This is a genomic window from Spirosoma aerophilum (assembly GCF_054782495.1).
Map to the genome: position 1 here is coordinate 16,493 of NZ_BAAGSJ010000036.1, position 26,471 is coordinate 42,963.

Here is a 26,471-nt window from a genome sequence, read left to right on the forward strand (position 1 = left end):
CGAAAACAGTTGGACTTATGAAGAGAATAGCCTGGTTGGTTTTGTCATACAATGATCGACGTTCAGAAGCTGACCAAACGCTTTAATTCTCACACGGCCGTTGACGAGGTGTCGCTGTCGGTTGGGCAGGGGGAAACACTCGTGTTGCTCGGCACAAGTGGCTGTGGGAAAACCACAACCCTCAAGATGATCAATCGATTGATTGAGCCCACATCGGGTTCTATTACGGTCGACGGGGTCGATGTGCGGCAGCAGGCGGGCCCTGACCTGCGCCGTCGGATCGGGTACGTGATTCAGGATGGGGGCCTGTTTCCGCACTATACCGTTGCCGATGCCATTGCCACGGTGCCCAACTTACTCGCCTGGGAGCCAGCCCGTATCCTGGAGCGCACTCGTGAGCTAATGGATAAACTTCAACTGGTCCATACGCTGCTGAACCGCTACCCCGCCGAACTAAGTGGCGGGCAGCGCCAGCGGGTTGGACTGGCGCGCGCGCTGGCCGTTAATCCACCGGTGGTGCTTATGGACGAACCCTTTGGCGCCCTTGACCCATTCACCCGAAAGCACGTTCGGCGGGAGTTGTTCGGGCTGAATGAACTGCGCGAAACAACCGTCGTGCTGGTCACACACGATGTGAGCGAAGCTCTCGAACTGGCCGACCGTATTGCGCTGATGGACAAAGGGCGCATCGTGCAGATCGGCCCACCCGATGAATTGCTGACGAACCCGGCCACCGATTTCGTTCGCGATTTTCTGGATGATAAACCCCACCGACTGAATGGCTGATTTTTTCCTGTTCATCCGTGAACATGCCGATAAGTTACTGGAGCAGACGCTAACGCATATCGGGCTGACGTTTGTATCGCTGCTGCTGGCCTTGCTGATCGGCGTACCGCTGGGTATCCTCATTTCACGTCGGCAACGCCTGGCGAGCAGTGTTTTGGGCGTTGCGGGTGTGTTGCAGACCGTGCCAAGCGTGGCGCTGTTGGGCTTTCTGATTCCCTTGTTGGGCATTGGTGTTGGGCCGGCGTTGGTTGCTTTGTTTTTGTATGCACTCCTGCCCATTATTCGAAATACCTATGTCGGCATTACCGAAGTTAGTCCGCTTGTGAAAGAAGCGGCTATGGGCGTGGGCATGACAAACAATCAGGTTCTGACGAAGGTCGAATTACCATTGGCGCTGCCGGTCATCTTTGCCGGCGTTCGAACGGCCACGGTCATTAATGTCGGCGTGGCCACGCTGGCGGCTTATGTCGCGGCTGGTGGGCTGGGTGAGTTTATCTTCAGCGGGATAGCCCTTAGTAACGTCAACATGATGCTGGCCGGAGCGATCCCGGCGGCTTTGCTGGCGGTTGGTTTTGATCTTGGGCTGGCTCGTCTACAAAACCTGTCCGCCAAAAAGCTGAGGGTCGGGGCATTAACGTTCATCATTCTGGTGCCGTTTTTGTCGGCATTTTACCTGTTGCCGGGTCGCCAGGATAAGCTGGTAGCTGGTTTTGCGCACGAGTTTTACGGCCGTGCCGACGGCTATCCGGGTTTGCAGAAAACGTACGGCCTTCAACTTCGCCCCCGGCTCATCGACCAGAATCTAATGTACGAGGCCATTCGCCGGGAGCAGGTCGACATCATTAGCGGCTATTCCACCGATGGCCGCATCAAAGCGTTTAATCTGCTGGTGCTGGACGACAATAAACATGCTTTCCCCCCTTACGATGCCGCTCCGGTGGTTCGGCAAGCCACGCTCAAACGCTACTCCGATCTCGGTCCAACGCTGAATTTGCTGGCCGGAAAGCTGACCGATTCGGTTATGACCGCGCTGAATTATCAAGCTGACTATAAGAAAGAGTCGCCCGAGAAAGTGGCCCGGGATTTTTTGAAACAAGTAGGTTTATATAAAGTCCCAACCCCCGGCGACCGACCCGAAACTGTGGTCATGGGCTCCAAAGTATTCACCGAACAGTACATTCTGGCTGAGATTTACCGGCAATTGATCGAAGGACAAACCCGTTTGCGTGTCGTGACGAAAACAGGGTTAGGCGGCACCCAGATCTGCTTCGACGCCCTGCGAACGGGGGCTATTGATTTCTACCCCGAATATACCGGTACAGGCCTGCTGGTCGTACTGCAGCCTTCGGCAGACCGACTGCAAAGACTAACGATGCAGTCCGATTCGGTGTACCGGTTTTGCCGTGAACAATTTCAGCAGAAATACCAACTCGACTGGCTGAAGCCACTTGGGTTCAGCAACAGCTACTGCCTGATGATGCGACGGGATCAGGCGAAAACAGATGGTATTCGCTCCATCGACGATCTGGTAAGCTATTTGAAAAGGGATTAGCCCTTGTACGAAAGGCCTGAGTTATAAGCCCAAATCGTAAAATATATCCTTCATCTCAAGGGACACGCTGGCTTGATCCCCGAATAATAAGCTCTGTTTTCAACACGCGCGTGATGGGCTTCCATGTCGAAGACTCTGTGTTGATCTGATCGAGAAGGAGCTGGGCAGAAACCTGGCCGATCTCACGGGTGGGTTGGGCCATTGTGGTCAGGCCAGGCTCAATCAGCGCCGATCCATAGTCGTTACTGAAGCCAACAACGGCCATTTGCTCCGGAATGACAAGGCCATGTTCCTTGATCACTTTCAGGGCTTCCAGAGCAGTAGGGTCATTGACGGCAAAGAGAGCATCAGGCGGTTGAGGAAGATCCAGCAGGTATTTCACATAAATCTTGACCTTCTCCAGATTCAGATCATAGCTGATGACCAAGTCATTGATGATCGGGCGATTGTGTTTACGCAGGGCATCTTTATAGCCTTCCAGACGCTTCCGGCTAATATACAGGCTGGGCGGACCGGCCAGATGAGCTATGCGTTGCTTCCCCGACAGAATCAGGTGTTCCGTTGCTTTGAAAGCCCCTTCATAGTCATCAACGACCACTTTGGGAACCTCTATCTCATGACAGACCCGGTTAAAGAAAACCATCGGAATGCCCTTGCGCTTGAACACCTCGAAATGATCGAAATTTTTCGTCTCCCTGGTCATGGAGATCAGCACCCCATCGACCCGGTTGGCCAGCATCACGTTGGCGTTGGCTACTTCTGTTTCGTAAGTTTCATTCGACTGGCTGATCAGCACTGAGTAGCCTGCCTGAGCCGCTACTTCCTGCGCCCCCATAATGACGATGGGAAAAAAAGACGTAACAAACTCCGGGACGATAATGCCAATTGTCTTACTCTGATTTGATGAGAGGTTGATTGCCAGCATATTACGCTGGTAGTCCATCTGCTGGGCTAGTTGCAAAACGGCTTCCCTGGTCTCATTACGCACACTCGGATGCCCGGTAAGCGCCCGCGAAACAGTCGATTTTGAAATGTTCAACTGCCGTGCAATATCAATAATCGTGACCTGGTGGCGCTTCATGAATACCGTGAATTTAAAGTTGTAATTAACCAAGAAAAAGGACTCCTGGCAAAATTGATGTTTTTTTTGATTTATGGGAGCGTTCCCAAAAAATGGGAACGCTCCCATAAATATTTTAACTTTTTAATTCGGTTGAATTGTATTTTATAGCTTAAAATTTGCACTTGTTCAGGTGTTGAATTAGAAGGTAGGTACTGGTTTTAGGATCGGTGTATTTCCATAAAGGATAAACTACTAGCGGAGCGTAAAAACACATTCGTTCGTAGCCTGAACAAATATTGTACTATTCGTATAGACACACTAAACCGGATGAAACTGTATGCACACATTTACAAACCGATTGAACCGCTTTGCAGGCATATGGCTTGTTCCACTGCTGTTGCTGCTGAACGGGGTTGCTCCGGCACAAGTCAACCGTGATTCCCAGATCAGGGGGACCGTGGTAGCCGCCGAAACGGGGCTGGGTATCCCGGGCGTGAACATCATCATTAAAAACTCGAAACAGGGAACCACCACGCAGGCCGATGGCAGCTTCACCCTGAACGTACCTGAGCGGCCAGGTGTCCTGCTTGTTTCGTACATCGGCTATCAAACGCAGGAGGTGACGGTGAACGCGCAGACGACCCTCACGGTTAGCTTGCAGGCCGACACCCGTTCGCTGAACGAGGTCGTTGTCGTTGGCTATGGTACCCAAAAGAAAAGGGACATGACCGGCGCGGTTGCCTCTATTGGTTCAGAGTTGTTCAAAGAGCGCCGGGAAACGCAGGTGGCGCAATCGTTGCAGGGGGCCATGTCGGGGGTGGTCGTAACCCGGAGCGGTTCTAACGGGGCCATGGGTGGAGCGACCATCCGTATTCGGGGGGTTACGACCATTGGTAACTCCGACCCGCTGGTGATGGTGGACGGTATTCCGGTGGCCGATGTTAACCAGGTCAACTCCGCCGATATTGAGAATATCACCGTGCTGAAAGATGCTGCCGCGGCCTCGATTTATGGCTCAAGGGCGGCATCAGGCGTAATTCTGATTACCACTAAACGCGCCAAAACCGATCAGGTATCCATTCAGTATTCGTACGAGAATGGCGTAGACAAGCCCACCCGCCTACCCGAAACAATGGGCGTGGTCCGGTACATGGAGCTGGTCAATGAATTGCGCTGGAACGATGCGGGCAATGGCACGAACCAATACCCAACGTTTACCAAAGACTTGATCGATGGCTATGCCGCCAAAAACGCAGCCGATCCCAATAAATTTCCCGATACAGACTGGGTGGCGCTCACGCTGCGGCAAAGTGCGCCCCGCGAAACCCACAGCCTGAGTATGATGGCCGGCTCCCGGTTCGTCAAATCCAGTGCGTCGATCCGGTATGAAAAAGTGGGTGGTTTTTATGATAACAAAGACTACCGGCGGATTTTCGCCCGGCTGAACAACGACTTTACGATTAACAAATACGTCAGTGCCACGTTCGACTTTAACTTCAAACGGACTACCACCACCGACCCCACACACAGTGACCCGCTGGGGGAAATCCGGATTGCATCGCCCGTTTATCCGGCTATCTGGACCGATGGACGTGTTGCCGATGGCAAAGCAGGGGCCAACGTGTGGGCACGGCTGAAATACGGCGGTACCAATGTCAACTGGTTTAACCAGATCAGCGGACGGGTTGGTATCGACATCAAGCCCATCGACGGGTTAAAAATAACGGGCATTCTGGCCCCTATTTTTGATTTCAACAATCAGAAATTTTTCAATAAGCGGGTAGATGCGTTCTCCGCCACCGACCCCACGCAATTTGCGGTAACACTCTCTGAAAACGGGGCTAACGCCACAACGCGTCTGTCGGAGGCACGGAATAATAACCTGGCCCTGACCACACAATTATTGGCCAATTATGCCCGGACTCTCGGCAAACATGACATCACGGCACTGGCCGGATTCGAAAACTACTACAACAAATTCGAAAGCCTGTCGGCCTCCCGTGACCAATATCTGTTTGATGGATATCCGTACCTCGATCAGGGGCCAATTACGTTTCGGGACAACGCCGGTAGTGCTGGCGAAACGGCTTATCGGTCTTATTTCGGTCGGTTAACCTACGCCTTCCAGGACAAATACCTGTTTCAGGCAAACGTCCGGCGGGATGGCTCTTCCCGCTTTAACAGCAACTACCGCTGGGGAGTATTCCCTTCGTTCTCGGCCGGCTGGGTTATGAGTGAAGAGAATTTTATGAAGAGCCAGCATGTGCTGTCTTTCCTGAAACTACGGGGTTCGTGGGGTACGCTGGGCAACGAACGAATCGGAAATTACCCGTATCTGGGTATCATCAGTTTCGGCAATGCGCTGTTCTACCAGGCCGGAGCGGCAACGTCACAGCAAACGGCCGCGCAGATTCAGTATGCGATTGAGAACATCTCGTGGGAAAAAACGACTTCGACGAACATTGGTGTCGATGCCAATTTCTTCAACAACCGGCTTCGGCTGGTGGGCGATGTGTATCAGAAAGAAACCTCAGATATGCTGCTGGCCCTGCAGATTCCCATTTTTGTAGGTTTTGAAAACCCCAACCAGAACACGGGTAAAATGAATACGAAAGGCGTTGACCTCGATCTCTCCTGGAGCGACCGGGTAGGGCAGTTGACGTATTCGATCGCGGGAAATGTCTCGCAATTTAAATCGGTCATGGGCGATCTGGGCGGAACCGAATTTCTGGGCGATCAGATCAAACGGCAGGGAAGCGAGTTCAACGAGTGGTACGGCTACCAGGCCGTAGGGATTTACCGGACTCAGGAAGACGTTAACAACTCCCCTAAACTGAGCACCAACGTAAAGGTGGGCGACATGCAATACCGCGACATAAGCGGTCCTAACGGCGTACCCGACGGTAAGATTTCGCCCGAATACGACCGGGCTTATCTGGGTGGATCGCAGCCGCAATGGACCTACGGTGGTAATATTCGGCTGGCTTACAAAGGATTCGACCTTGGCCTTTCTATTCAGGGAGTTGGCAAACAGAACAGTTCTATGCTGGGCTTCACCGACTACAACTCCGCAAACTGGGGCCGGTTCCCTAACCTGCTCGACGGCCAGACGTGGAGCAACTACAACACCCCCGAGCAGAATGCAGCCGCCATGTATCCGCGCTATACCGAAACAAACAAGGGGATTAACCGGGCGATGTCCGATTTCTGGCTGTTTAATGGCGGCTATATGCGCCTGAAAAACATAACCGTTGGCTACGCCATTCCGGAGCGGTTTGCCCGCAAAGCCATGATGAAAAGCTGCCGGGTCTACGTAAGCGGTACCGATCTATGGAGCCTGAGCCGATACCCCAGAGGATGGGACCCCGAAGGGCTGGGCATCGTCACGACCCTGATGGGTGGCGTATCGGTTAATTTCTAATCCTAACAAAACGTGTCAGCACCTTTATGAAACCAATCCTATACACTACCCTGACCGGTTTGTGGCTCCTGCTGGCCGGGTGTCAGAACAGCCTCGACCTGTATCCACTCGCCCAGCCATCGGCCGAAAAATGGTACTCCAATGAATCCGAAATTTTACTGGCCCTCAACGATCTCTACCGGCCCGACTGGTGGACACCCGACGAGGGCATTGGTAACGAAATCCTGTCGGATGATGGCTTCTACCGAACAACGCTCTCGCCCATTAAAGCGGGTACGACCAATAGTCAGTGGGGCACGTCGACCCTGCTCTGGCGGAACAGCTACAAAGCCATTGCCCGCGCCAACCGGGCGTTGCTCGCACTGGACAATTCGGTAACCAAGGCCAACGTACCCCCGGCCAAACTGGCGATCTATGTGGCGGAGCTACGGTTTCATCGGGCTTCTCAATACGCCCGGCTCATTAGCTATTTCGGCGATGTCGTCTATAGCGATGGGGTTGTTTCCATCGAAGAAGCTTATACCAAAGGTCGAACCGACCGAAAAACGGTACTCGCTAAAACCTACGAAGATTTTAATGCGGCAGCAGCGGCCTTACCGCAAAATTACCCCGCTTCGGCGGTGAAGCGGGCCACTAAAGGAGCTGCCCTGGCGCTGAAGGCACGGCTGGCGCTGTACATGGGCGATTTTAAAATCGCTGCTGAAGCCGCCAAAGCCTGTATCGATCTGGGCGAGTATAGCCTGCACCCCGGTTATGCCAACCTGTTTTTACAGAACACCAAAAATTCGCGGGAGATCGTGTTCGGACTGCCCCGTTCCATTGCGCTCAATGTCAACATTGGTTCGTCCAATGTGCTGGATCGCCTTACGCGCAATGCGGGTGGGTTTGCTGCGGTAGCGCCAACCTGGGATTTGTTTTGTGGCTACCTGTGCAAAGATGGCCTTCCTATCGACAAATCCCCGTTGTTCGATCCCCGAAATCCATTCAAGAACAGAGACCCCCGCTGCACAGCCTCGATTGTGGAGTTTGGTACGGTTCATCTGGGCTTTGTATACGACCCCAATCCAACGGCCCTGCGCGTACTGCGGGTGAGCAGCAACTCGCAGGTGACCAATAACGATAACCGGGCCAACGCGCAGTTTGCCACGTTTACGGGATTGGTCTGGAAGAAAGGTATCGACGATACCTGGCTACAGAATGGCAACCGGATAGAGCCCGACCAGATCGTTATTCGCTATGCCGATGTGCTGCTGATGTATGCCGAAGCGAAAATGGAGCTCAACGAGATCGACAAATCGGTGCTGGATGCCGTCAATGCCGTTCGGGCCAGAGCGTATGATGTAAACCTGTCAGCCACCACCGCTTATCCCGCCATCACCGCTACCAGTCAGCCGGAGCTTCGCAAGGCCATTCGTATCGAACGGCGCATGGAACTGGCCAACGAGGGCCTGCGGTATATGGACCTGATACGGTGGCGATTGGCCGAAAAAGCACTGAACCGCCCCGTTTACGGTATGCTGGATCCTAACGATGTGAAAACGAAGCTGGTGGATAAAAATTTATGGTTCTTTCCCAGCACACCAGCGATCGACGAAGACGGACTGGCTGATTTCAAGCCGATGTTCGATGCGGGCCTGATTAAATTGATCGTGCCTACCAGTTGGAGTAATCAACAGTATCTTTGGCCCATTCCGGCCGCTGAGATTCAGATCAATACCAATATGAAACAAAATGCCGGGTACTGATCAGCAGGCATCCTAACCCATTCAAAGACCCTTTACGTCCCGTTTCCATGTTCCGTACTACGTTCCGATTCGTTCTCTCCGTGCTTTGTGTCGCTGGAACGGCCAATGCCCAGCAACAGCCTGCCCGTCCTCAGTTTAGCGGTATTTACCCGCACCTGGCGTATTACAACAACGAGGGAGAATGCGGCACCGGGGCCGTTGTGCCCTGGGCCAACCGGTTGTGGGTGGTCACCTACGGCCCGCACCTGCCCTTTGGATCGTCGGATAAGCTGTACGAAATCACGCCCGACCTGGCCCAGATCGTCAGGCCCGAAAGTACGGGAGGCACACCGGCCAACCGCATGATTCATCCGGAAAGTAATCAGTTATTTATTGGCCCCTACGCCATTGATAGCCAGCGGCAGGTCCGGACGATTCCCTATACCAACGCGCCGGGCCGCTATACCGCTCTGGCGCGGGACCTGATCAACCCCAAACAGGATCTGCTGCTGGCTACGATGGAAGAAGGTTTTTATCGGGTCAATACACAGAACCTGCACACAACGCTGCTATATCCCGACGGTAATGTGAAACAACCCAAGAAAGATGATGTCTCCAACAACCATCAGGGTACGTTGCTTCCGGGTGCTCACGGGAAAGGCGCCTATTCGGGGCAGGGCGTGCTGGTATATTCCAACAATGGTGAACCGGGTCAGCTGGCGCTGCAGCAGTTCGATATTGAAGCGGGCGTACTGGCCGAATGGAATGGTAAAGACTGGACGGTCGTGCGCCGGAACCAGTTTGTTGAAGTGACCGGCCCCGGTGGTATTTATGGCAACGCCAACCCGGCCACCGACCCGATCTGGGCGACAGGATGGGACCATAAGTCGGTGCTGCTGGGTGTGCGGGGCAATGGCAAATGGTCGTTTTTCCGGCTTCCCAAAGCCAGCCACTCCTACGATGGTGCGCACGGCTGGAATACCGAGTGGCCCCGCATTCGGGATGTGGGCGAAACGGGGAAGCCCGACTATCTGATGACGATGCATGGTCTGTTCTGGCGGTTTCCGGGCACGTTTTCGGCCAGCCGCACGGCGGGTATCCGGCCCCGTTCGGCCTATTTGAAAGTGATTGGCGACTTCACCCGCTGGAATAACCGCCTGGTCTTCGGCTGCGACGATTCGGCCCAGAAAGAGTTTTTGAACAAGCGGAAGGTGAAAGGCAGTATCGAAGGACCGGGGCAGTCGAATTCCAATCTCTGGTTTACATCGCCCGACACCCCCGACCAGCTTGGACCGAATACTGCCGAAGGAGCCGTCTGGCTGAACGAAGCCGTGCGCGCCGGCGACTCCTCGGAGCCATTCCTGTTTGCGGGCTGGGCCAACCGGTCGGCCTGGGTGCAGAACCATAGCGGAGAGGCCGTAACCCTTACGTTTGAGGTAGACCAAACTGGTACCGGCAACTGGACACCGTTGACAACCATTACCGTGGCTGGGCAACAGGCCACCCGTCTGCCGTTTGCCGCCAGGGCACCCGGCGAATGGATACGGGTGCGGACGAATAAGGCTGCCCGGCTAACAGCCCATTTTACGTATTCAGCCAACGACAACCGGACCACCACCGCTAACCCCATGTTTGCGGGATTGAGTCCGTTAAAAGCCCCTTCCTCAACGGGCGGGTTGCTCTACGGCCTGGGCAACAACCGGCGGGCACTGGGCCTGTTGGCGCAGCAATACACCCCCGGCGGGTCTGCACCCATTGGGTATTATGAGCTGGATGCGGCCATGAAGCTGGTTCGCAAAACGGATGATTCGATACAGACGTTTATCAGCGCCAAATTTGCCATACCCAAAGAGGTCGTGACGGTCGATGCTTCATCGGTGCTGGTGGTGGATGACAAAGGCCGACGCTGGCGCTTCCCGCTGAGCGACGACCGCTTTACGAAACTCACCACCGAAAGCAGCCTGCGCGTGTGTCGGGAAGTAGCGACCGAACGGGACTTGTTCAACTGCCACGGTACGTTCTACGAACTCCCCGCCGAAAATGCTGACGGCTTTGCCAAAGTCAGACCCATTGCTTCGCACCAGTTGCGGATCAACGATTACGCATCGTACCGGGGGTTACTGGTGATGACCGGTATTGATCTGGCGTCGGCAGGGGGGAACGAACACATCATTGTCTCCGACGACAAAAAAGCGGCAGTCTGGGCGGGGGCCATCGATGATCTCTGGAAACTGGGCAAACCAACCGGCCGGGGTGGCCCTTGGTACAATACTGCGGTATCGGCCAACACGGTTTCAGACCCCTATTTGATTGGTTTTTACGACAAGCGCACGCTAACCCTCTCGCACAAGGCCACGTCGCCCGTAACGTTCACACTGGAGGCCGACCCCGTTGGAACAGGGCAATGGATGGCGTACAAGACCTTTACCGTTGCTCCCGGCAAACCGATAACGCACGTATTCCCTCCCGATTTTCAGGCCCGCTGGATTCGTTTTCGCGCAAACAACGCCTGTACGGCTACCACGTTGCTTACCTATCAGTAAACCGATTCAGGTCGTTCTGTTGGCTGGCTGGTCTTTTCCCGGAAGCGGGATAAAGACCAGCCAGCCAATTTGCGTTTAGCTAGGTCCGGTAGCACCTGCTTTGGTGCCCTTATAACTAATAGACGGCTGGTTTTACGGAGCTTATCCAATTAGATTGAAATTGTAATTTATTCATATTTCCTCAAATGGCTGAAATGGCCGACGTTACAGCAAAATGGGAACGTTCCCAAAAAATGGGAGCGTTCCCATAGGAAAATCATACTACTATCTAGTATAATTTGAATTATAGCGTTTAATATTTGTACAAATCCCGACAAAGTCCGATCCAGATAACGATATTCCTATCCAGGATATGCTGAAAGAGACCAGTGCGCTGGCGGGGTAACTCAGCATCCCAAAACTTGTCTGTTAGCTTAGAAATTGAATTATTCCTGTAAAAACCTTAGCCAATCCGTACACTTATGCACACATTTACACGTAAACGAAACCTCTATGCAGGCATGTTGCTTATCCCGTTGCTGTTGCTGCTGAACGGGTCTGTTCTGGCGCAGGCCAACCGAACCACTCTGATCAGGGGGACGGTAGTAGCTGCCGAGAGTAGACAGGGTATTCCGGGTGCCAATATCATACTTAAGAACACACAGGTGGGAACTACCACCAATGCCGATGGAGGGTTTACGCTGTCCGTTCCTGAAGGTGCCCGCACCCTGACGGTTTCCTATATTGGCTATCTGTCGAAGGACGTGGCGATTTCTGGTCAAAGCAACCTCAGCATCGCCCTGGAGATGGATGACCGATCGTTGAATGAGGTCGTTGTGGTGGGTTACGGTACGGTGAAAAAGAGCGACCTGACGGGGGCCGTTTCGTCCGTTAAAGCGGCTGAACTGAAACAGACGCCTATCGCCAACTTCGTGCAGGGGTTGCAGGCCAGGGCTTCCGGCGTTCAGGTGACCCAGAACTCGGGGGCACCCGGGGGCAGCATCAGCGTCCGTATCCGGGGCAACAGTTCCATCAGCGGCAGCAGCGAACCTCTGTATGTGGTGGATGGCTTCCCCATTTCGGGCAGCGACAATCCGTTGGCGGGCGGGGGCAGCAGCTTCGGTAACGACAATGGAAACCGGCTATCGGTGCTGTCGACGCTTAATCCCAACGACATTGAGTCGATGGAAGTCCTGAAAGATGCGTCGGCCACGGCAATTTACGGAACGCGGGGGGCCAACGGCGTGGTCCTGATCACGACCAAACGTGGAAAAACCGGCCAAACGCGCGTAAACTACGAAGGCTATTACGGCCAGCAACAGGTGCGACGAATGCTGCCCCTGATGAACGCCACCCAGTTTGCGCAGTACGAAAATGAAGTGAGCGGGCAGGCGCTGTTCACAAATCCTGAGCAATTAGGCGCTGGTACCGACTGGCAATCCTACATTTTTCGCAAAGGAGCCATGCAGAGCCATCAGCTGTCGGTGTCGGGCGGTACGGAGAAGTCACTGTTCAACATATCGATGAACTACTTCGACCAGGACGGGATCATTATCAACTCGAATTTCAAGCGCGGGTCGGTACGGGTAAACCTCGATAATACGATCAGCAAGAATTTCAAGATTGGCACCAGCCTGACCTATACCTACTCACAAAATAACGGGGCCGTCACCTCAACACTGGCCGACGGAGCCGGGGGAGGCATTGTGCTATCGGCCCTGTTTGCCCCGCCAACCATTGCGCCTTATGATGCGCTGGGCAATCCAACCATTTTTAGCGGCCGGTATCTGGACCTCAACAACCCGATTGCCGTTGCGTCCAACGTCCTGAACCGAAATACCACCCGCCGACTGCTGGCTAATATCTTTGCCGACTGGACGATCCTGAACGGGCTAACTTACCGGGCTTCGTTTGGGGGCGATCTGGTCAATGACACCCGCGACTCTTACATCACCCGACTGGTGCGGGCCGGTTCGCAGGTTGGCGGTATTGGCGGAAAAGGGAATGCGTACAGCAATACGTTTCTGCACGAAAGCTTGTTGAATTACCAGAAAACGCTCGGCTCCCATAACCTGACGCTGACAGGCGTTTTTTCGACGCAAAGTCAGTTACTGTCCAGTGATGCTTCGTCGGCCCAGACCTTCCCGAACGATCTGGTACTGAATGACAACTTAAGTCAGGCGTCTATTGTCTCCATTGCCAGTAGCAAGCAGTCGTGGCGGTTAGATTCGTACACGGGCCGCGTCAATTACAATTACAAAAGCAAGTACCTGCTCACGCTGACGGGCCGGGTGGATGGATCGAGCCGGTTTGGAGCCAATAATAAATACGGCTTTTTTCCCTCAGTAGCGGGAGCATGGCGCGTTTCGGAAGAGGCTTTCATGCAGGGGCAGCAAGTGGTGAGCGATCTGAAACTGAGGGCTAGTTTCGGCATCACGGGTAATGCCGATATTCCACTCTACAACTCACTGTCGCGACTGAACTCGGTGGGAAACTACAATTTCAACAACACCCGCAGCATTGGTATTCTGGCCGCCAACATTGCCAACCCGGATCTGCGCTGGGAAAAAAGTGCGCAGACGGATATAGGCGTCGATATTGGCCTGTTTAATAACCGGGTTCAACTCACGGCGGATGTGTATGCTAAAAACACCACCGACCTGCTCTTATCGCGCGCCATCCCCCTGTCGTCGGGTTTTGGCTCCGTGTTTGGCAACTTCGGGGGCGTCGAAAACCGGGGCATCGAGTTATCGATGAATGTTGCGGTATTGAATGGCCCGCTTAAGTGGGACATCAGCGGCAACGTATCAGCTAACCGCAATAAACTGTCGATCATTGATGGTAAACGGACCGAAATTATTCCCGGTGATGGGGGCGGCTCTGTCGGGCCGTTTACCAACACCAGTCTGCTTCGGATAGGGCAGCCGATTGGCTCCTTCTATGGCTATTTCTTCGATGGTATCTACCAGACCGGCGAGAGCATCCCGACGGGCAGAACGCCCGGCAATGTGCGTTACCGCGACCTGAATGGCGACGGCGTTATTTCGGCCGCTGATCAGGATATTATTGGTAATCCAAATCCAGATTACTATTTCGGATTGACCAATAATCTGAAATTCAAAGGGTTCGACTTCAGCCTGTTCATCCAGGGGGTGCAGGGCAACCAGATCTACAACGTTTCGAAGCCCCGGATGGAAGGGGGCGCCGGTGGGTACAACCAGTACGCAACGATGGCTGACCGGTGGACGACCACCAACCCGTCGAACCGTTACCAGAAAGCTTCGCAGGGGCAGCGGATCAACCAGTCGGATATTCACATTGAAGACGGCTCGTTTGTGCGGTTCAAAAATGCTACGCTTGGCTACACCTTCCCGGCGGTAGGTAAAGTAAGCTGGCTCAAAAACAGCCGCATCTATGTAAGTGCCAACAACTTTATTACGATCACAAAGTATTCGGGCTACGACCCCGAAGTAAACACCGCCGGGCAGAACAACCTGAACCTGGGTGTCGACAACATTGGCTATCCTGTGGCCAAGTCATTTATCGCTGGTCTTCAACTAACGTTCTAAGCACTTACTCCTGAACCATGAAACGTATTTATCTATTTTCTCTGCTTCTTGCTGCCTTCGTGGGTGCGCTGAGCGGTTGTCAACTGGCCGAGCAGCCTTATTCATTCATTACGCCCAATCAGTTCTATAACACGGCATCGGATGCCGAAGCCGCCCTTACAGCCGCTTATACGCCCATCACAGACCTGTATAGCCGGGTGGGTACGCAGGTGCCCGACTATTCGGCCGACCAGTGCTTTCCACGAGCTGTGGTGGGCCGTGAGCAGTTAACAGTCTTTTCCTATGATGCCACCAACGACCTGATCGGGCAATACTGGCAGCACTGTTACAACGGGGTGAACCGGGCCAATCAGGTGATCGAAAATGTTCCCCGCGTAACGATGGACGAAACGCGCAAAAAGCAAATTCTGGCCGAGGCCCTGTTTTTGCGGGGGCTGTATTATTTCCACCTCGTAAAAACCTTCGGGGATGTCCCTATCAAACAAATCAGCACGAAGGATATTGCCAGCACCGAAGCTCCCAAAAGTAAGGCGGAAGAAGTCTATGCTTTTCTAATCAAAGACCTGGAACAGGCGGTTAAAGACCTCCCGGCTCAGCCCAAAGATCGGGGGCGGGCTGCCAGCGGAGCGGCTCAGGGGTTACTCGCCAAAGCGTATCTTTATGCCGGGAATAACGCGAAAGCTGCCGAGAACGCGCAGGCATTGATTCAGTCGAACCGGTATAGCCTGATGCCGAACGTGCTGGATCTGTACAACCCCCTGCGGGAAGATGCGGCCCGCGCTGAGATGATTTTTGCCGCCGAATTTTCGGCCCTTAGCGGGTTGATCGGCTATGATCTGGTTGGGTTTTATGCCCCGGCCAACTCGCCACCAGTATTTTCAAAAACGGCCTTCGGGTCGGCTTTCGGCTATCTGTCGTTCTACAGATCATTTAACCCCATCGACAAACGGCGGCAGCTACTGGATACCGCCTACGTAAACTCGGCGGGCAAACTCATTGGTCAGGCCGACGTGACGCTGAAAGATCGTATTCTGGTGAAGAAGTTTCTGGACCCTAACTCGAACGGAGCCAATGGCGAAAATAACTTTCCCATTCTGCGTTTGGCCGATGTATATCTGATTGCGGCTGAGGCCGAAGCGCGGCAAACGGGCCCGACGGCCGTTGCCTATGCCGCCATCAATACGGTTCGTCGGCGGGCGGGTATTCCGGACCTGACGCCGGGGTTGAGCAAAGATGCTTTTATTGAGGCTGTTCTGCAGGAGCGGTCCTGGGAGCTATGCTATGAGGCCGACCGCTGGTTCGACCTCACCCGAACGGGCAAGTTCAAGATGGTGGCCAATGTGCTGAATTCGTATTACCCAACCCGCCCGGTACTGGATAAGCACCGGTTCTTCCCGATACCAAATCTGGAGATTCTGACCAACTCACAACTGGAGCAGAATCCCGCCTGGAAATAAGTATGTACTATAGGTTGGGATGTATGTAAACGGCTCTGTCGAGCGCAGAGCCGTTTCATTGTTATCCTTTACAACAGACCTGGTTTTAGATGAAATGGCTTCCCGTTCTTTTCCTGCTCAGTTGCTGCTCTGGTGCCACCGCTCAGAAACGGCATCTCTTTCTGATTGCCGGTCAAAGCAATGCCGTTGGGCAGGGCACTGCCGGTGAATCGATCGTTTGTCGGCCCGGCGTAGCTTTTGCGTATCTGTCTTCCCCGGATTCGCTGGTTGCCCTGGCCGATCCGTTTGGCGAGCGGGTGGGGCATTTTGAGCCCGCAGGTACGGGCAGCATGGCCCCGGCTTTTGCCGATGAGTTGTACCGGCTTACAGGAGTGAGCGCGGTGCTGTTATCAACGGCGCGGGGTGGAGCATCCTGCCATCAGTGGGCCGAGCTGGGTGCCTATGGAACGTGGGCCGAATCGGGTAAACTGCCCTTACTCAACGAAGCGGTGACCCAAATGAGACGCGCTATGGCAAAAACGGGCCTCCCGATGAGTGGTATCATCTGGCTTCAGGGCGAACGGGATGCCAACGCCATTGCCGATAGCCTGATGACGGGTAACGACTACTCGGCCGCCCTGATCAGTGTCATTCAGCGCTTCAGACAAGCGGCTCGGGCCGCTATACCGTTCTACATCGTACAGACAGGCTATCAGGCCGGGCGCCCTTCAACCGGAAGCGAGGCTGTTCGGGCCGCCCAGCTGGCGGTGGCTCAGAAACTGCCTGACACCTATGTCGTTTACCCGGAAACCAACGAGTTTAGTAAACGAGGCTGGATGAAGGACTTTGTGCATTATAACCAGACGGGACTCAACGATATAGGAAAGAAGGTAGCCCGATTTATCAGTCAACACCTCAACTAACAGCTGAAACCTACACGTTTTATCCATGAAGGCTTTCTCACTCAACCGGCGCACGTTTCTACTATCGACTGTTCTGCTCCCGGCAGCGGCCTGTTCCCGGAACATCCGGGCTGCCAGTGCCGCGTCAGCGGGCATGCGTACGCCTGTTGCCCCCGATCGGCTCAATCTGAGCGCCATGATGCAACCCGTGCAGGAGCAGTCGATGCTGCGCGACCCGGACTGGTTTATCTGGGGCGGGGGTATGGTGCGCACGGCCGATGGGGTCTGTCACGGTTTTTTCGCCCGCTGGCCCCGAAAAGAAGGGTTCAATGCCTGGGTAACGCATTCTGAAATTATTCGCGCCACCAGCCCCGGCCCCCTGGGACCCTGGACGGTTGTTGGGCCGGTGTTTGACCGGCGACCCGGTTTCTGGGATGCCGACAACCTGCACAATCCGCTGATTCAGGCTTTCGACGGAAAATACTACCTGTATTATTCCGGCAACTACGGGCCGCGCAATGGCACTAAGGATGGCTGGTGGATTCACCGCAACAACCAGCGGGCAGGGGTGGCCGTGGCCGATCATCCGGCGGGCCCCTGGAAACGATTCGATACGCCATTGATTGATCCTACGCCCGGCGGTACCGATCACCTGCTTACCAACTCGCCCACCGTAGCCCGTCGAAACGATGGCAAGTACGTGCTGATTTATAAAGGCGTGTCGGATGGACCAATGCCGTTTGGCGGTAAGGTTCGCATGCACGTAGCCCTGGGCGACAGTCCAATCGGCCCATTTGTAAAACAGCCCAACACCGTATTTGGCCACGAGACCATGCAGTTTCCGACCGATGACAACGTCATCTGGAGCTCGAACGGGCGGCTCTATGCCATTGTGAAAGATTACCGGGGGCTCTATAGCCAGCAGGCCCGGCCCGGTTCCGCCGAGAAGGAGTCGCTGGTGCTGTTCACCTCCGAGAATGGCCTCGACTGGGGGCTGGCGGCCCACCCGTTTGTGTCAGATTTCCACATCCATTGGGCCAACGGGCGCGTCAGCGATCGACTGCACCGGCTCGATCAGCCGCAGGTGTGGCTCGAAAACGGGCAACCGTCGGTGCTCTTTCTGGCCGTAAAAGCCAAATCGGACGACGATGATTCGGACCTATCTTATAACATTCAGCTAAAACTCAACGCGTGAATACAACTATCGACACGGCGGTAATCGTCATTTTTTCAGCGTTTGTGCTGGGTATCGGGCTGCTGTTTGCCCGCACGGGCCGCAACCTTAAATCATTTTTTGCGGGGGGCGAGGCCGTCCCCTGGTTCATTGGCGGGCTGTCGCTGTTTATGAGTTTCTTTTCGGCCAGTACGTTCGTCGCCTGGGGCAGTATTGCCTATAAACACGGCTGGGTGGCCATCACCATACAATGGATGATGTGCGCCGGGGCGCTGGTTACGGGCTTATGGCTGGCCCCGCGCTGGAAAAAAACCGGTGTGCTGACCGCTGCCGAATACATCCGGCAACGGCTCGGGCTGACGGTTCAGAAGACGTACATATTCATTTTTACCCTCGTCAGTATCTTCATCAAAGGATCAGTACTGTACCCGGTGGGCAAACTGGTCAGTGTCTCGCTGGGGTTACCCCTGATGCCGACCACTATCGGGCTCGGCATATTCATGATTGCCTACACCTCCGTGGGTGGTCTCTGGGCGGTGATGGTGACCGATATTCTCCAGTTTGTGGTGCTGTCGGCGGCTGTCTGTATTCTGCTGCCGCTGGCCTTCGATCAGGTGGGGGGTATCGCAGGGTTTACCGCCAAAGCGCCCGACGACTTTTTTAACCTCCTCAACGGTGAATATTCCCTTGGGTTTATCCTGGCTTTTTTCGTGTACCAGGTGGCCTATATTGGCGGCAACTGGACGTTCGTGCAGCGCTACACCAGCGTCGATAGTCCGAAATCAGCCCGAAAGGTGGCGTTCCTGTTCGCAGGGCTTTACCTCATCAGCCCGATTATCTGGATGTTGCCGCCTATGATCTACAAGACCATCAATCCTTCGCTCACGGGTCTCGATACCGAGAATGCCTACCTCGAAATATGTCGGCTGGTTTTGCCGCCGGGTTTGCTTGGCCTCATGCTGACGGGCATGTATTTCTCGACTTCGGCCAGTGCCAATACCACCCTCAATGTGGTCTCAGCGGTGTTTACCAACGACATTTACAAGGGGCTGCTGAACCCCACCGCCACCGACCGACAGTTGATTCGGGTGGCGCGGCTCTCGTCCTGGGGCTTCGGCGTGGGCATGATTATAATTGCGTTGCTGGTGCCTTACATTGGTGGTATCGTGGAGGTGGTGCTCACCATTGGGGCCGTAACGGGCGGCCCGCTGCTGGCTCCGCCCATCTGGGCGCTCTTTTCAAAACGGCTGACCGGCCAAACGACGCTGCGGATCACCCTTATCACGCTGTCGCTGAATCTGGCAGGCAAGATTATCTTGCCACTGGCAATGGGCATGAAACTTAGTCGGGCGGAGGAAATAGTTATTGGCGTGGGCATACCCGTGTTGTTGCTGGCTCTGGCCGAATGGTGGGCATCGCGCAGAGGGGCGGATAGTACAGACTACCTCGCCTACGAAACGATACGGGCCGAGCAGTTACCCATACCCGAGCAGGAACAGGCCGACGAAGCCGCTGAGGTGAGCCGTCAGAATCAGTTTGGGCTGCGGGTCATTGCGGTTTCGCTGGTTGTAACGGCTCTTATTCTGCTGGGACTGAGTTTGCTGACCACGCAGGGAGCCGGGGTTACGGCCCTGCTGGCCGGTATTGTGCTGGTCACAGCCCTGATTCCCTGGCGGGCAGCGGCCCGGCTAAATCCCGTTCTAAAGTCGGCCGGAACCGCCGACGTCCCCAATCTTTAACGCTTCCTGACGAGCCCTTAATCTAAAAATCGCCATGATCTACCGCCTGTTTGTTCTCTTCTGGCTGATTCCCCTTTCGCTGGCAGCCCAGTACACCCTGCGCGACCCGAATGCCATTCCGTTGCATGGCGAGTGGCGGTTTGCCCTCGATCCCGTTGGTGCGGGTGAGCGGGGCAACTGGTATCGGGAAGATGCCTCGCTGAATCCGTGGGAAAAAGTAACCGTGCCGCATTGCTTTTCGGTCGATCCCCGCTTTCAGTTTTATATCGGAACGGCATGGTATCGACGGACATTTCCGCTTCAGGCAACGCCGGGCAAACGCGTTATCCTGCATGTCGACGCGGCCTATTACGAAACGGCAATCTGGATAAATAACCAGAAAGTTGGCACCCATGAGGGGGGGTACACGCCCTTTCAGTTCGATATTACGGACTACCTGAAAACAGGTGCCGGAGCCCTGAACGCCATTGCCATTTCCGTAAATAATAATACCTGGAAAACGACCACCATACCGGGCGCCAAAGACAATAACCTCCCCGAGTCCTTTCCGGGATGGCTGAACTATGGCGGACTTATTCGCCCCGTTTACCTGACCATCGAGCCGGAGGTATACATCGATAACACAAAAGTTGACGCCACACCGGACCTCGTGAAAGGTAGTTCGACGCTAACCATCAAAACCCGGATTCGGAATGCAGGCAAACAGGCCATAACCTCCAAACTCGCCTTTCGGGTCGTGCAGAACGGCAAACTTATTCCGCTTGTCTGGAAGCAGCAGGGCGGTTCGGTAGCCGCAGGTCAACAGGCCGTAGTGGAAGCGGAAACGGTGCTGAAAGCCGCCGATGTGAAGCTATGGAGTATCGACCAGCCGACGCTGTACGATCTGCAGGTGATAGCAGGTACCGACACCGTGCAAACCCATTTTGGGATTCGTAAAGTAGAGGTTCGCCATGCGCAGCTGCTGCTGAACGGGCAGCCCATCAAGGTAGCCGGAGGGAACCGTGTGGTCGATTATACGGGCCTGGGTTCGCTGGAGCCCGACTGGCTGGTGGAGAAAGATATGCGTCTGATGAAAGAAGCAGGCATGGAACTTCACCGGCTTACCCACTACACACCGGCCGAAACCGTATACGACTGGGCCGACCGCAACGGGATGCTCATCATCAGCGAAGCGGGCAACTGGCAGTTGACGCCCCGTCAGATGGACAACGATACCATGCGCACCAAGTTCCGGCAGCAGTTTCGGGAGATGGCCGAGCGCGACTGGAACCACCCCAGTGTGATTGCCTATAGTGTGGGCAATGAGTACCTGTCCGAACAACCGGCGGGCCAGCGGTGGACCAAAGATATGATCGCTTACGCCCGCGAACTCGACCCCACCCGCCTGTACACTTTCGCGTCCATGCGGCTCAATATTTTCCCGAAGAAACCCGAGGATGAAGCGAGTCAGTACTGCGATTTTATCTCGACCAACACCTACGGCAACCACGCAAACGTGCTGAAACACATCCATTCGCTATATCCTGACAAACCAATTTTTATCAGTGAATACGGCACGCGGGCAGATGGCAAAGACGGCGATGCCGGTCAGGTGACGCACTTGGATAAGTTTCTGTCCGATATTCGGCCATTGCCCTACGTGATCGGTGCATCATGGTGGTCGTTCAATGATTATCTGAGTCGGCACGACGGCACCAACCCGGACGGTACCCGCCCATGGGGGCTCGTGCGGGGCGACCGCACAAAACGGATGCTCTACAAAGCCTACCAGACCGGCATGGCCCCCGTTACGGTCGAGAAAGTGAACTGGGTGGCTGGTCCCGAAGGGGTTCACCGCGTCACGCTGCGCATTACGGCCCGCAACGACTTCCCAGCCTACGCCCTCAGAAAGTACCAGCTCAAAGCTGATCGAACGATGCTTGCCATTCCCGATTTAATGCCGGGCCAGAGCGCTGATCTAACGTTTACGGTTCGTGGTTTCGACAAGACGCTGGCCGTCGACGTCATCAAACCCACCGGCTTTACCATATTTACCCAACTGATTGACTTAACGAATGATACGCGAACAGGCAACTGATAAACGTCCCCTTCGGACGGTTCGGCACGATGCCGACTTACTGGTAATTGGCGGAGGGCTTTCGGGCGTTTGCTGCGCCATCACGGCCGCCCGTGCCGGTATTCGGGTGGTGCTGGTGCAGGACCGGCCGGTGCTGGGCGGTAACGCATCGAGCGAAGTGCGCCTGTGGGTGCTGGGGGCTACGTCGCACATGGGTAATAACAACCGCTGGGCGCGGGAGGGGGGCGTTATCGACGAGCTGCTGCTCGAAAACCTCTACCGAAACCCGGAAGGCAACCCGCTTATTTATGACACTATCCTGCTCGAAAAAGTAGTTGCCGAATCCAACATAACATTGCTGCTCAACACGGCGGTGTTTAACGTGGAAATGGCGGGCGAAGAAAGCGGGCGCATTGAGTCGGTGCAGGCGTTTTGTTCCCAGAACAGCACCACCTACCAACTGGTGGCTCCTCTGTTTTGCGATGCCTCGGGCGACGGTATTGTTGCTTTTCAGGCGGGGGCGGCCTTTCGGATGGGGGCCGAATCGGCGGGGGAGTTTGGCGAAAAGTTTGCCCCCTCTGCCGACTACGGCGAATTGCTGGGCCACTCGCTGTATTTCTACACCAAAGATACCGGCAAGCCCGTACGTTTTGTGCCGCCTGCCTATGCCCTGGAGGATATTACCCGGATTCCACGTTTCCGTTCGTTCAACACCAGCGATTACGGTTGCCGCTTGTGGTGGCTGGAATATGGCGGGCGCCACGATACCGTCCACGATACCGAAACCATCAAGTGGGAACTCTGGAAAGTAGTGTACGGAGCCTGGAACTACATCAAGAACTCGGGCAACTTCCCCGAAGCGGCCAACCTGACGCTGGAGTGGGTGGGGCATATTCCCGGCAAGCGCGAGAGCCGCCGGTTCGAGGGCGACTATATGCTCACGCAGCAGGACATTGTGGAACAACGTCACCATGCCGATGCCGTAGCCTTCGGGGGCTGGAGCATCGATCTGCACCCGGCCGACGGCGTTTTTTCGGAAAAGCCGGGCTGTAACCAATGGCATAGCAAGGGTATTTATGCATTGCCTTTCAGGAGTTTCTACAGTCGAAATGTGTCGAATCTGTTGCTGGCCGGGCGCATTATCTCGGCCTCACACGTGGCGTTTGGATCATCGCGGGTGATGGGAACGAGTGCGCATGGCGGGCAGGCTGTAGGCATGGCCGCAGCGCTTTGCACCCGGCAAGGGGTACTGCCCCGCGACATCACGGCCGAGCCACGGCTGATCCATGCGCTGCAACAGGCGTTGCTCAAAACAGGGCAGCACATTCCAGGTCTGCGGCTTGAGGATGAGCGGGATTTGACCCAACAGGCTACGCTGTCGGCGTCGAGTGACTGGGTACTGACCGAACTGCCGCCCGATGGTCCCATGCTGGCGCTTCGGCATTCAGCCGCTCAGATGCTCCCGCTCCGGCAAGGCCCGGTTCCGCAGCTTACGTTTTGGGTGGTAGCCGCTCAGGATACCACGCTGACAGTTGAGTTTCGGGTGAGCAGCAAACCCCGGAACCATACGCCCGATCACACCCTCGACCGGCGCGACATCCAGTTGAGTAAGGGCCGACAGCCTGTTAAACTGACCTTTACGGAGGATATGCCTTCGGATGGGTACGCCTTTATCTGCTTCCTGCAAAACGAACATATTTCGGTTCAGTGCAGCCAGTTGCGGGCATCGGGCGTCTTGTCGGTCTTCAACAAAACCAATCCGGCCGTATCGAACTACGGCAAACAGGAGCCGACCGACGACATAGGTGTAGATGCGTTTGAATTCTGGACCCCCGACCGGCGTCCGAAAGGGCATAATCTGGCGGTTCAGATAGAGCCGGGCCTTCGCGTCTTCGGCGGGGAAAACGTACGAAACGGCCTCCAGCGACCCACCAGCGCACCCAATGCCTGGGTAGCGCAACCTAGTGACTCACAGCCTACTCTTACCCTGACCTGGCCCGAGCAGAAACAGATCAGGGAGGTGGTTTTAAGTTTCGATTCCGATTTCGACCACCCACTGGAATCGGTGCTGATGACCCATCCTGAAACAACCATCCCGTTCTGCGTTCGTGATGTTGTGGTGTGTAATGACCAACAGCAGCGCGTGTATGAACTGGTTAATAATCATCAGAGCCGGCATACGATTCACTTTGAGCCGCCAATCAGTACCACCCGTCTGAGTATTCACCTGAACGCCATGAATGGTCCGGTACCCGCTTCGCTCATGGAAATTCGCTGTTATGAATAAACGCCCGGATACCCTGCGGCAAAAAAGCCTGGGTGTACTTGTTATCAGCCTGCTCATCGGCTGTGTGCCGGCAACCGGACAACCCATGTCAACGGATGGGTCTACCGTGCTCTGGTATGCCAAACCGGCCACAGAATGGCTGGAAGCGCTCCCGCTGGGCAATGGCCGGATGGGCGGTATGCTGTTTGGGGGCATCCGGTCCGAACACCTTCAGTTCAATGAGCAGTCGCTGGTGACCGGCACCACCCGGAAAGTTGGCTTTTACCAGCCTTTCGGCGATGTTTTCGTCGATCTCGACTCGGCAGGACCGATCCGTTCCTACCGCCGTGAATTGAATCTGCAAAATGCGGTACACACGGTCCAGTATGAGGCCAACGGGGTCCGGTTCAGTCGAACAGCTTTTGCCAGTTTTCCCGATCAGGTACAGGTGCTTCACTTTACCGCCGACAAAGCGGGGCAGCTCACCGGCACTGTTCGTTTGACCGACGCCCACCAGGCTCCGCTTCGGGTAGAGGACGGGAAACTGATCGCTACCGGCACCCTCGAAAACGGCATGGCTTACGAAGCGCAGGTGCGCGTGCTGGCCACGGGCGGCAACGTGTCGGCAACAGCCGCTGGTATTCACGTCGAAAAAGCGACTGCCCTGACGGTGCTGCTTACCGCAGGGACATCGTTCGTCAACGACGAATCGCGCAACTTCAGCGGGCCGCATCCCCACGACATGCTCAGCCGCCGACTGGCCAAAGCCGCCAGCCAATCGGTTAATCAGTTAAAAAAGGCTCATTTGCGGGACTACCAATCGCTGTTTGGGCGGGTCAGCTTACAACTGGGCCCTCCTGGTCTGGCGGTTCCGCCACCCATTCCGGATCGGTTGGCGGCCTATGCACAGGGGAAAAATGATCCGGCTCTCGAGGCCCTGTTGTTTCAGTTTGGGCGGTATCTGCTCATCAGTTCATCGCGGCCGGGCGGGTTGCCCGCCAATTTGCAGGGCTTATGGAACAATGAATTGAAGCCGCCCTGGTATTCGCAGTACACGACCAATATCAACGTGGAAATGAACTACTGGCTGGCCGAGCAAACTAACCTCGCCGAGTGCCATATGCCGCTTCTTGACTGGATCGAGAACCTGGCCAGGGTGCAAAAGAAATCAACCGATCCAGCCCGGAAAACCGATACCGGCTGGGTTATTTACAGCACGAATAACAGTATGGGCGGCCCCTCCACCTGGCGCATTCATCGGCCGGGCAGTGCGTGGCTGAGTCAGCATTTGTGGGAGCATTATGCATTTGGGGGCAACAGGCTGTTTCTGAAGGAACGGGCTTATCCGATGCTCAAAGAACTGACCGCCTACTGGGCCGGGCATTTGGTGGCTGGCCCCAACGGTAAGCTGATCAGTCCGGACGGTTGGTCGCCCGAGCATGCACCGGGCCTGAAGGAGGGAGACATTACGGCCTACCCCGGCGCTTCTTACGACCAGCAAATCGTGTATGATTTGTTCACCAACTACGTCGAAGCAGCCCGCACTTTAGGGGTCGATACGGAGTATGCTGCAAAAATAGAGGCACTGCGCAGTCAGTTGCTGGGCCCGCAAGTTGGTCAGTGGGGGCAGTTGCAGGAATGGATGGAAGACGTTGATGACCCCAGAGACGACCACCGTCATAATTCCCATATGTTTGCTGTACACCCCGGTCGGCAGATAAGTCCCCGCCTAACGCCCGAATGGGCCAAAGCCGCTTTTGTGTCGCTCCGGGCGCGGGGTGATAAAAGTACCGGCTGGAGTTCGGCCTGGAAAATCAACTTGTATGCCCGGCTCCACGACGCGAACTGGGCGCATACGCTCGTTCGGCGGTTGTTAAGACCCGTCGACCCAAAGCAGACCAGCTTTTCGTACGACGGAGGCTCCTATCCCAACCTGTTTGGTGCCCATCCGCCGTTTCAGATAGACAGCAATTTTGGCTATACGGCGGGCATAACCGAAATGCTGCTGCAAAGCCAGTTGGGTGAACTGGACCTGCTGCCCGCCCTGCCCGCTGCCTGGGCAGAAGGTTCGGTAACCGGTTTACGGGCGCGGGGAGGACTAACGGTCGACATTTGCTGGTGGGCCGGTAAGCTGATGTACGCCGTTCTAACCGCCATCCGGACCGGCACCTACACGCTACGTACTGGAAATCAGGTAAAACAAGTACATTTAACCGTTTCGAAACCAACAAAAGTCAACTTTTAACGGCTTGATTTATAAC

At 55.2% G+C, this 26,471-nt stretch carries 14 protein-coding genes; 13 read left to right on the forward strand and 1 reads right to left on the reverse strand.

From position 1 onward, the window contains the following. Positions 1 to 51 precede the first annotated feature (51 nt). Positions 52 to 786, forward strand: a complete 735-nt coding sequence (locus ACYVK4_RS28050) for an ABC transporter ATP-binding protein (RefSeq protein WP_461130893.1) — start codon at positions 52 to 54, stop codon at positions 784 to 786. Next, the gene (locus tag ACYVK4_RS28055) at positions 779 to 2,338 is read left to right on the forward strand and encodes an ABC transporter permease/substrate-binding protein (RefSeq protein WP_461130894.1); all 1,560 of its coding nucleotides are present in this window, start codon (positions 779 to 781) and stop codon (positions 2,336 to 2,338) included. The genes ACYVK4_RS28050 and ACYVK4_RS28055 overlap by 8 nt, the downstream gene beginning before the upstream one ends. Positions 2,339 to 2,393: 55 nt before the next feature. On the opposite strand, the gene ACYVK4_RS28060 is transcribed toward ACYVK4_RS28055, so the two are convergent. Further along, the gene (locus ACYVK4_RS28060; protein WP_461130895.1) at positions 2,394 to 3,419 is read right to left on the reverse strand and encodes a LacI family DNA-binding transcriptional regulator; all 1,026 of its coding nucleotides are present in this window, start codon (positions 3,417 to 3,419) and stop codon (positions 2,394 to 2,396) included. A 319-nt stretch (positions 3,420 to 3,738) separates the two neighbouring features. Between ACYVK4_RS28060 and ACYVK4_RS28065 the strand changes: the two genes are divergently transcribed. The 11 genes from ACYVK4_RS28065 (at position 3,739) to ACYVK4_RS28115 (ending at position 26,455) form a co-directional block, all read left to right on the forward strand. Next, positions 3,739 to 6,822 carry a SusC/RagA family TonB-linked outer membrane protein gene (locus tag ACYVK4_RS28065; RefSeq protein ID WP_461130896.1) on the forward strand — a complete coding sequence of 1,028 codons (3,084 nt, stop codon included), beginning with the start codon at positions 3,739 to 3,741 and terminating at the stop codon, positions 6,820 to 6,822. 26 nt (positions 6,823 to 6,848) lie between these two features. Next, positions 6,849 to 8,567: a RagB/SusD family nutrient uptake outer membrane protein gene (locus tag ACYVK4_RS28070; protein ID WP_461130897.1), complete on the forward strand. Its 1,719-nt coding sequence runs from the start codon at positions 6,849 to 6,851 to the stop codon at positions 8,565 to 8,567. A 47-nt stretch (positions 8,568 to 8,614) separates the two neighbouring features. Then, positions 8,615 to 11,089: a hypothetical protein gene (locus tag ACYVK4_RS28075; protein WP_461130898.1), complete on the forward strand. Its 2,475-nt coding sequence runs from the start codon at positions 8,615 to 8,617 to the stop codon at positions 11,087 to 11,089. A 461-nt stretch (positions 11,090 to 11,550) separates the two neighbouring features. Then, a complete protein-coding gene (locus ACYVK4_RS28080; RefSeq protein WP_461130899.1) occupies positions 11,551 to 14,637 on the forward strand; it encodes a SusC/RagA family TonB-linked outer membrane protein in 3,087 nt (1,028 codons plus the stop codon). 17 nt (positions 14,638 to 14,654) lie between these two features. Then, positions 14,655 to 16,094 carry a RagB/SusD family nutrient uptake outer membrane protein gene (locus tag ACYVK4_RS28085; protein ID WP_461130900.1) on the forward strand — a complete coding sequence of 480 codons (1,440 nt, stop codon included), beginning with the start codon at positions 14,655 to 14,657 and terminating at the stop codon, positions 16,092 to 16,094. An 89-nt stretch (positions 16,095 to 16,183) separates the two neighbouring features. Further along, entirely contained in the window at positions 16,184 to 16,996 is an 813-nt protein-coding gene (locus ACYVK4_RS28090; protein ID WP_461130901.1) for a sialate O-acetylesterase, read from the forward strand. A 25-nt stretch (positions 16,997 to 17,021) separates the two neighbouring features. Beyond that, entirely contained in the window at positions 17,022 to 18,170 is a 1,149-nt protein-coding gene (locus tag ACYVK4_RS28095; protein WP_461130902.1) for a glycoside hydrolase family protein, read from the forward strand. Beyond that, on the forward strand, positions 18,167 to 19,888 hold the full coding sequence (locus ACYVK4_RS28100) for a sodium:solute symporter family protein (protein WP_461130903.1): 1,722 nt from the start codon (positions 18,167 to 18,169) through the stop codon (positions 19,886 to 19,888). The genes ACYVK4_RS28095 and ACYVK4_RS28100 overlap by 4 nt, the downstream gene beginning before the upstream one ends. Positions 19,889 to 19,922: 34 nt before the next feature. Next, complete coding sequence (locus tag ACYVK4_RS28105; RefSeq protein ID WP_461130904.1) at positions 19,923 to 21,965, forward strand: glycoside hydrolase family 2 protein; 2,043 nt, start codon at positions 19,923 to 19,925, stop codon at positions 21,963 to 21,965. Beyond that, positions 21,943 to 24,231 (forward strand): FAD-dependent oxidoreductase, encoded by a 2,289-nt coding sequence (locus ACYVK4_RS28110; RefSeq protein WP_461130905.1) that lies wholly within the window; start codon positions 21,943 to 21,945, stop codon positions 24,229 to 24,231. Before ACYVK4_RS28105 ends, ACYVK4_RS28110 begins: the two co-directional genes overlap by 23 nt. Further along, positions 24,224 to 26,455: a glycoside hydrolase family 95 protein gene (locus ACYVK4_RS28115; protein ID WP_461130906.1), complete on the forward strand. Its 2,232-nt coding sequence runs from the start codon at positions 24,224 to 24,226 to the stop codon at positions 26,453 to 26,455. The genes ACYVK4_RS28110 and ACYVK4_RS28115 overlap by 8 nt, the downstream gene beginning before the upstream one ends. The last annotated feature ends 16 nt before the right edge of the window (positions 26,456 to 26,471 follow it).

What these genes read in the sequence shown, in the direction of transcription:
- ACYVK4_RS28050 (WP_461130893.1), top strand. Translation starts at nt 52, where the DNA reads ATGATCGACGTTCAGAAGCTGACCAAACGCTTTAATTCTCACACGGCC.
- ACYVK4_RS28055 (WP_461130894.1), top strand. Translation starts at nt 779, where the DNA reads ATGGCTGATTTTTTCCTGTTCATCCGTGAACATGCCGATAAGTTACTG.
- ACYVK4_RS28060 (WP_461130895.1), bottom strand. Translation starts at nt 3,419, where the DNA reads ATGAAGCGCCACCAGGTCACGATTATTGATATTGCACGGCAGTTGAAC.
- ACYVK4_RS28065 (WP_461130896.1), top strand. Translation starts at nt 3,739, where the DNA reads ATGCACACATTTACAAACCGATTGAACCGCTTTGCAGGCATATGGCTT.
- ACYVK4_RS28070 (WP_461130897.1), top strand. Translation starts at nt 6,849, where the DNA reads ATGAAACCAATCCTATACACTACCCTGACCGGTTTGTGGCTCCTGCTG.
- ACYVK4_RS28075 (WP_461130898.1), top strand. Translation starts at nt 8,615, where the DNA reads ATGTTCCGTACTACGTTCCGATTCGTTCTCTCCGTGCTTTGTGTCGCT.
- ACYVK4_RS28080 (WP_461130899.1), top strand. Translation starts at nt 11,551, where the DNA reads ATGCACACATTTACACGTAAACGAAACCTCTATGCAGGCATGTTGCTT.
- ACYVK4_RS28085 (WP_461130900.1), top strand. Translation starts at nt 14,655, where the DNA reads ATGAAACGTATTTATCTATTTTCTCTGCTTCTTGCTGCCTTCGTGGGT.
- ACYVK4_RS28090 (WP_461130901.1), top strand. Translation starts at nt 16,184, where the DNA reads ATGAAATGGCTTCCCGTTCTTTTCCTGCTCAGTTGCTGCTCTGGTGCC.
- ACYVK4_RS28095 (WP_461130902.1), top strand. Translation starts at nt 17,022, where the DNA reads ATGAAGGCTTTCTCACTCAACCGGCGCACGTTTCTACTATCGACTGTT.
- ACYVK4_RS28105 (WP_461130904.1), top strand. Translation starts at nt 19,923, where the DNA reads ATGATCTACCGCCTGTTTGTTCTCTTCTGGCTGATTCCCCTTTCGCTG.
- ACYVK4_RS28110 (WP_461130905.1), top strand. Translation starts at nt 21,943, where the DNA reads ATGATACGCGAACAGGCAACTGATAAACGTCCCCTTCGGACGGTTCGG.
- ACYVK4_RS28115 (WP_461130906.1), top strand. Translation starts at nt 24,224, where the DNA reads ATGAATAAACGCCCGGATACCCTGCGGCAAAAAAGCCTGGGTGTACTT.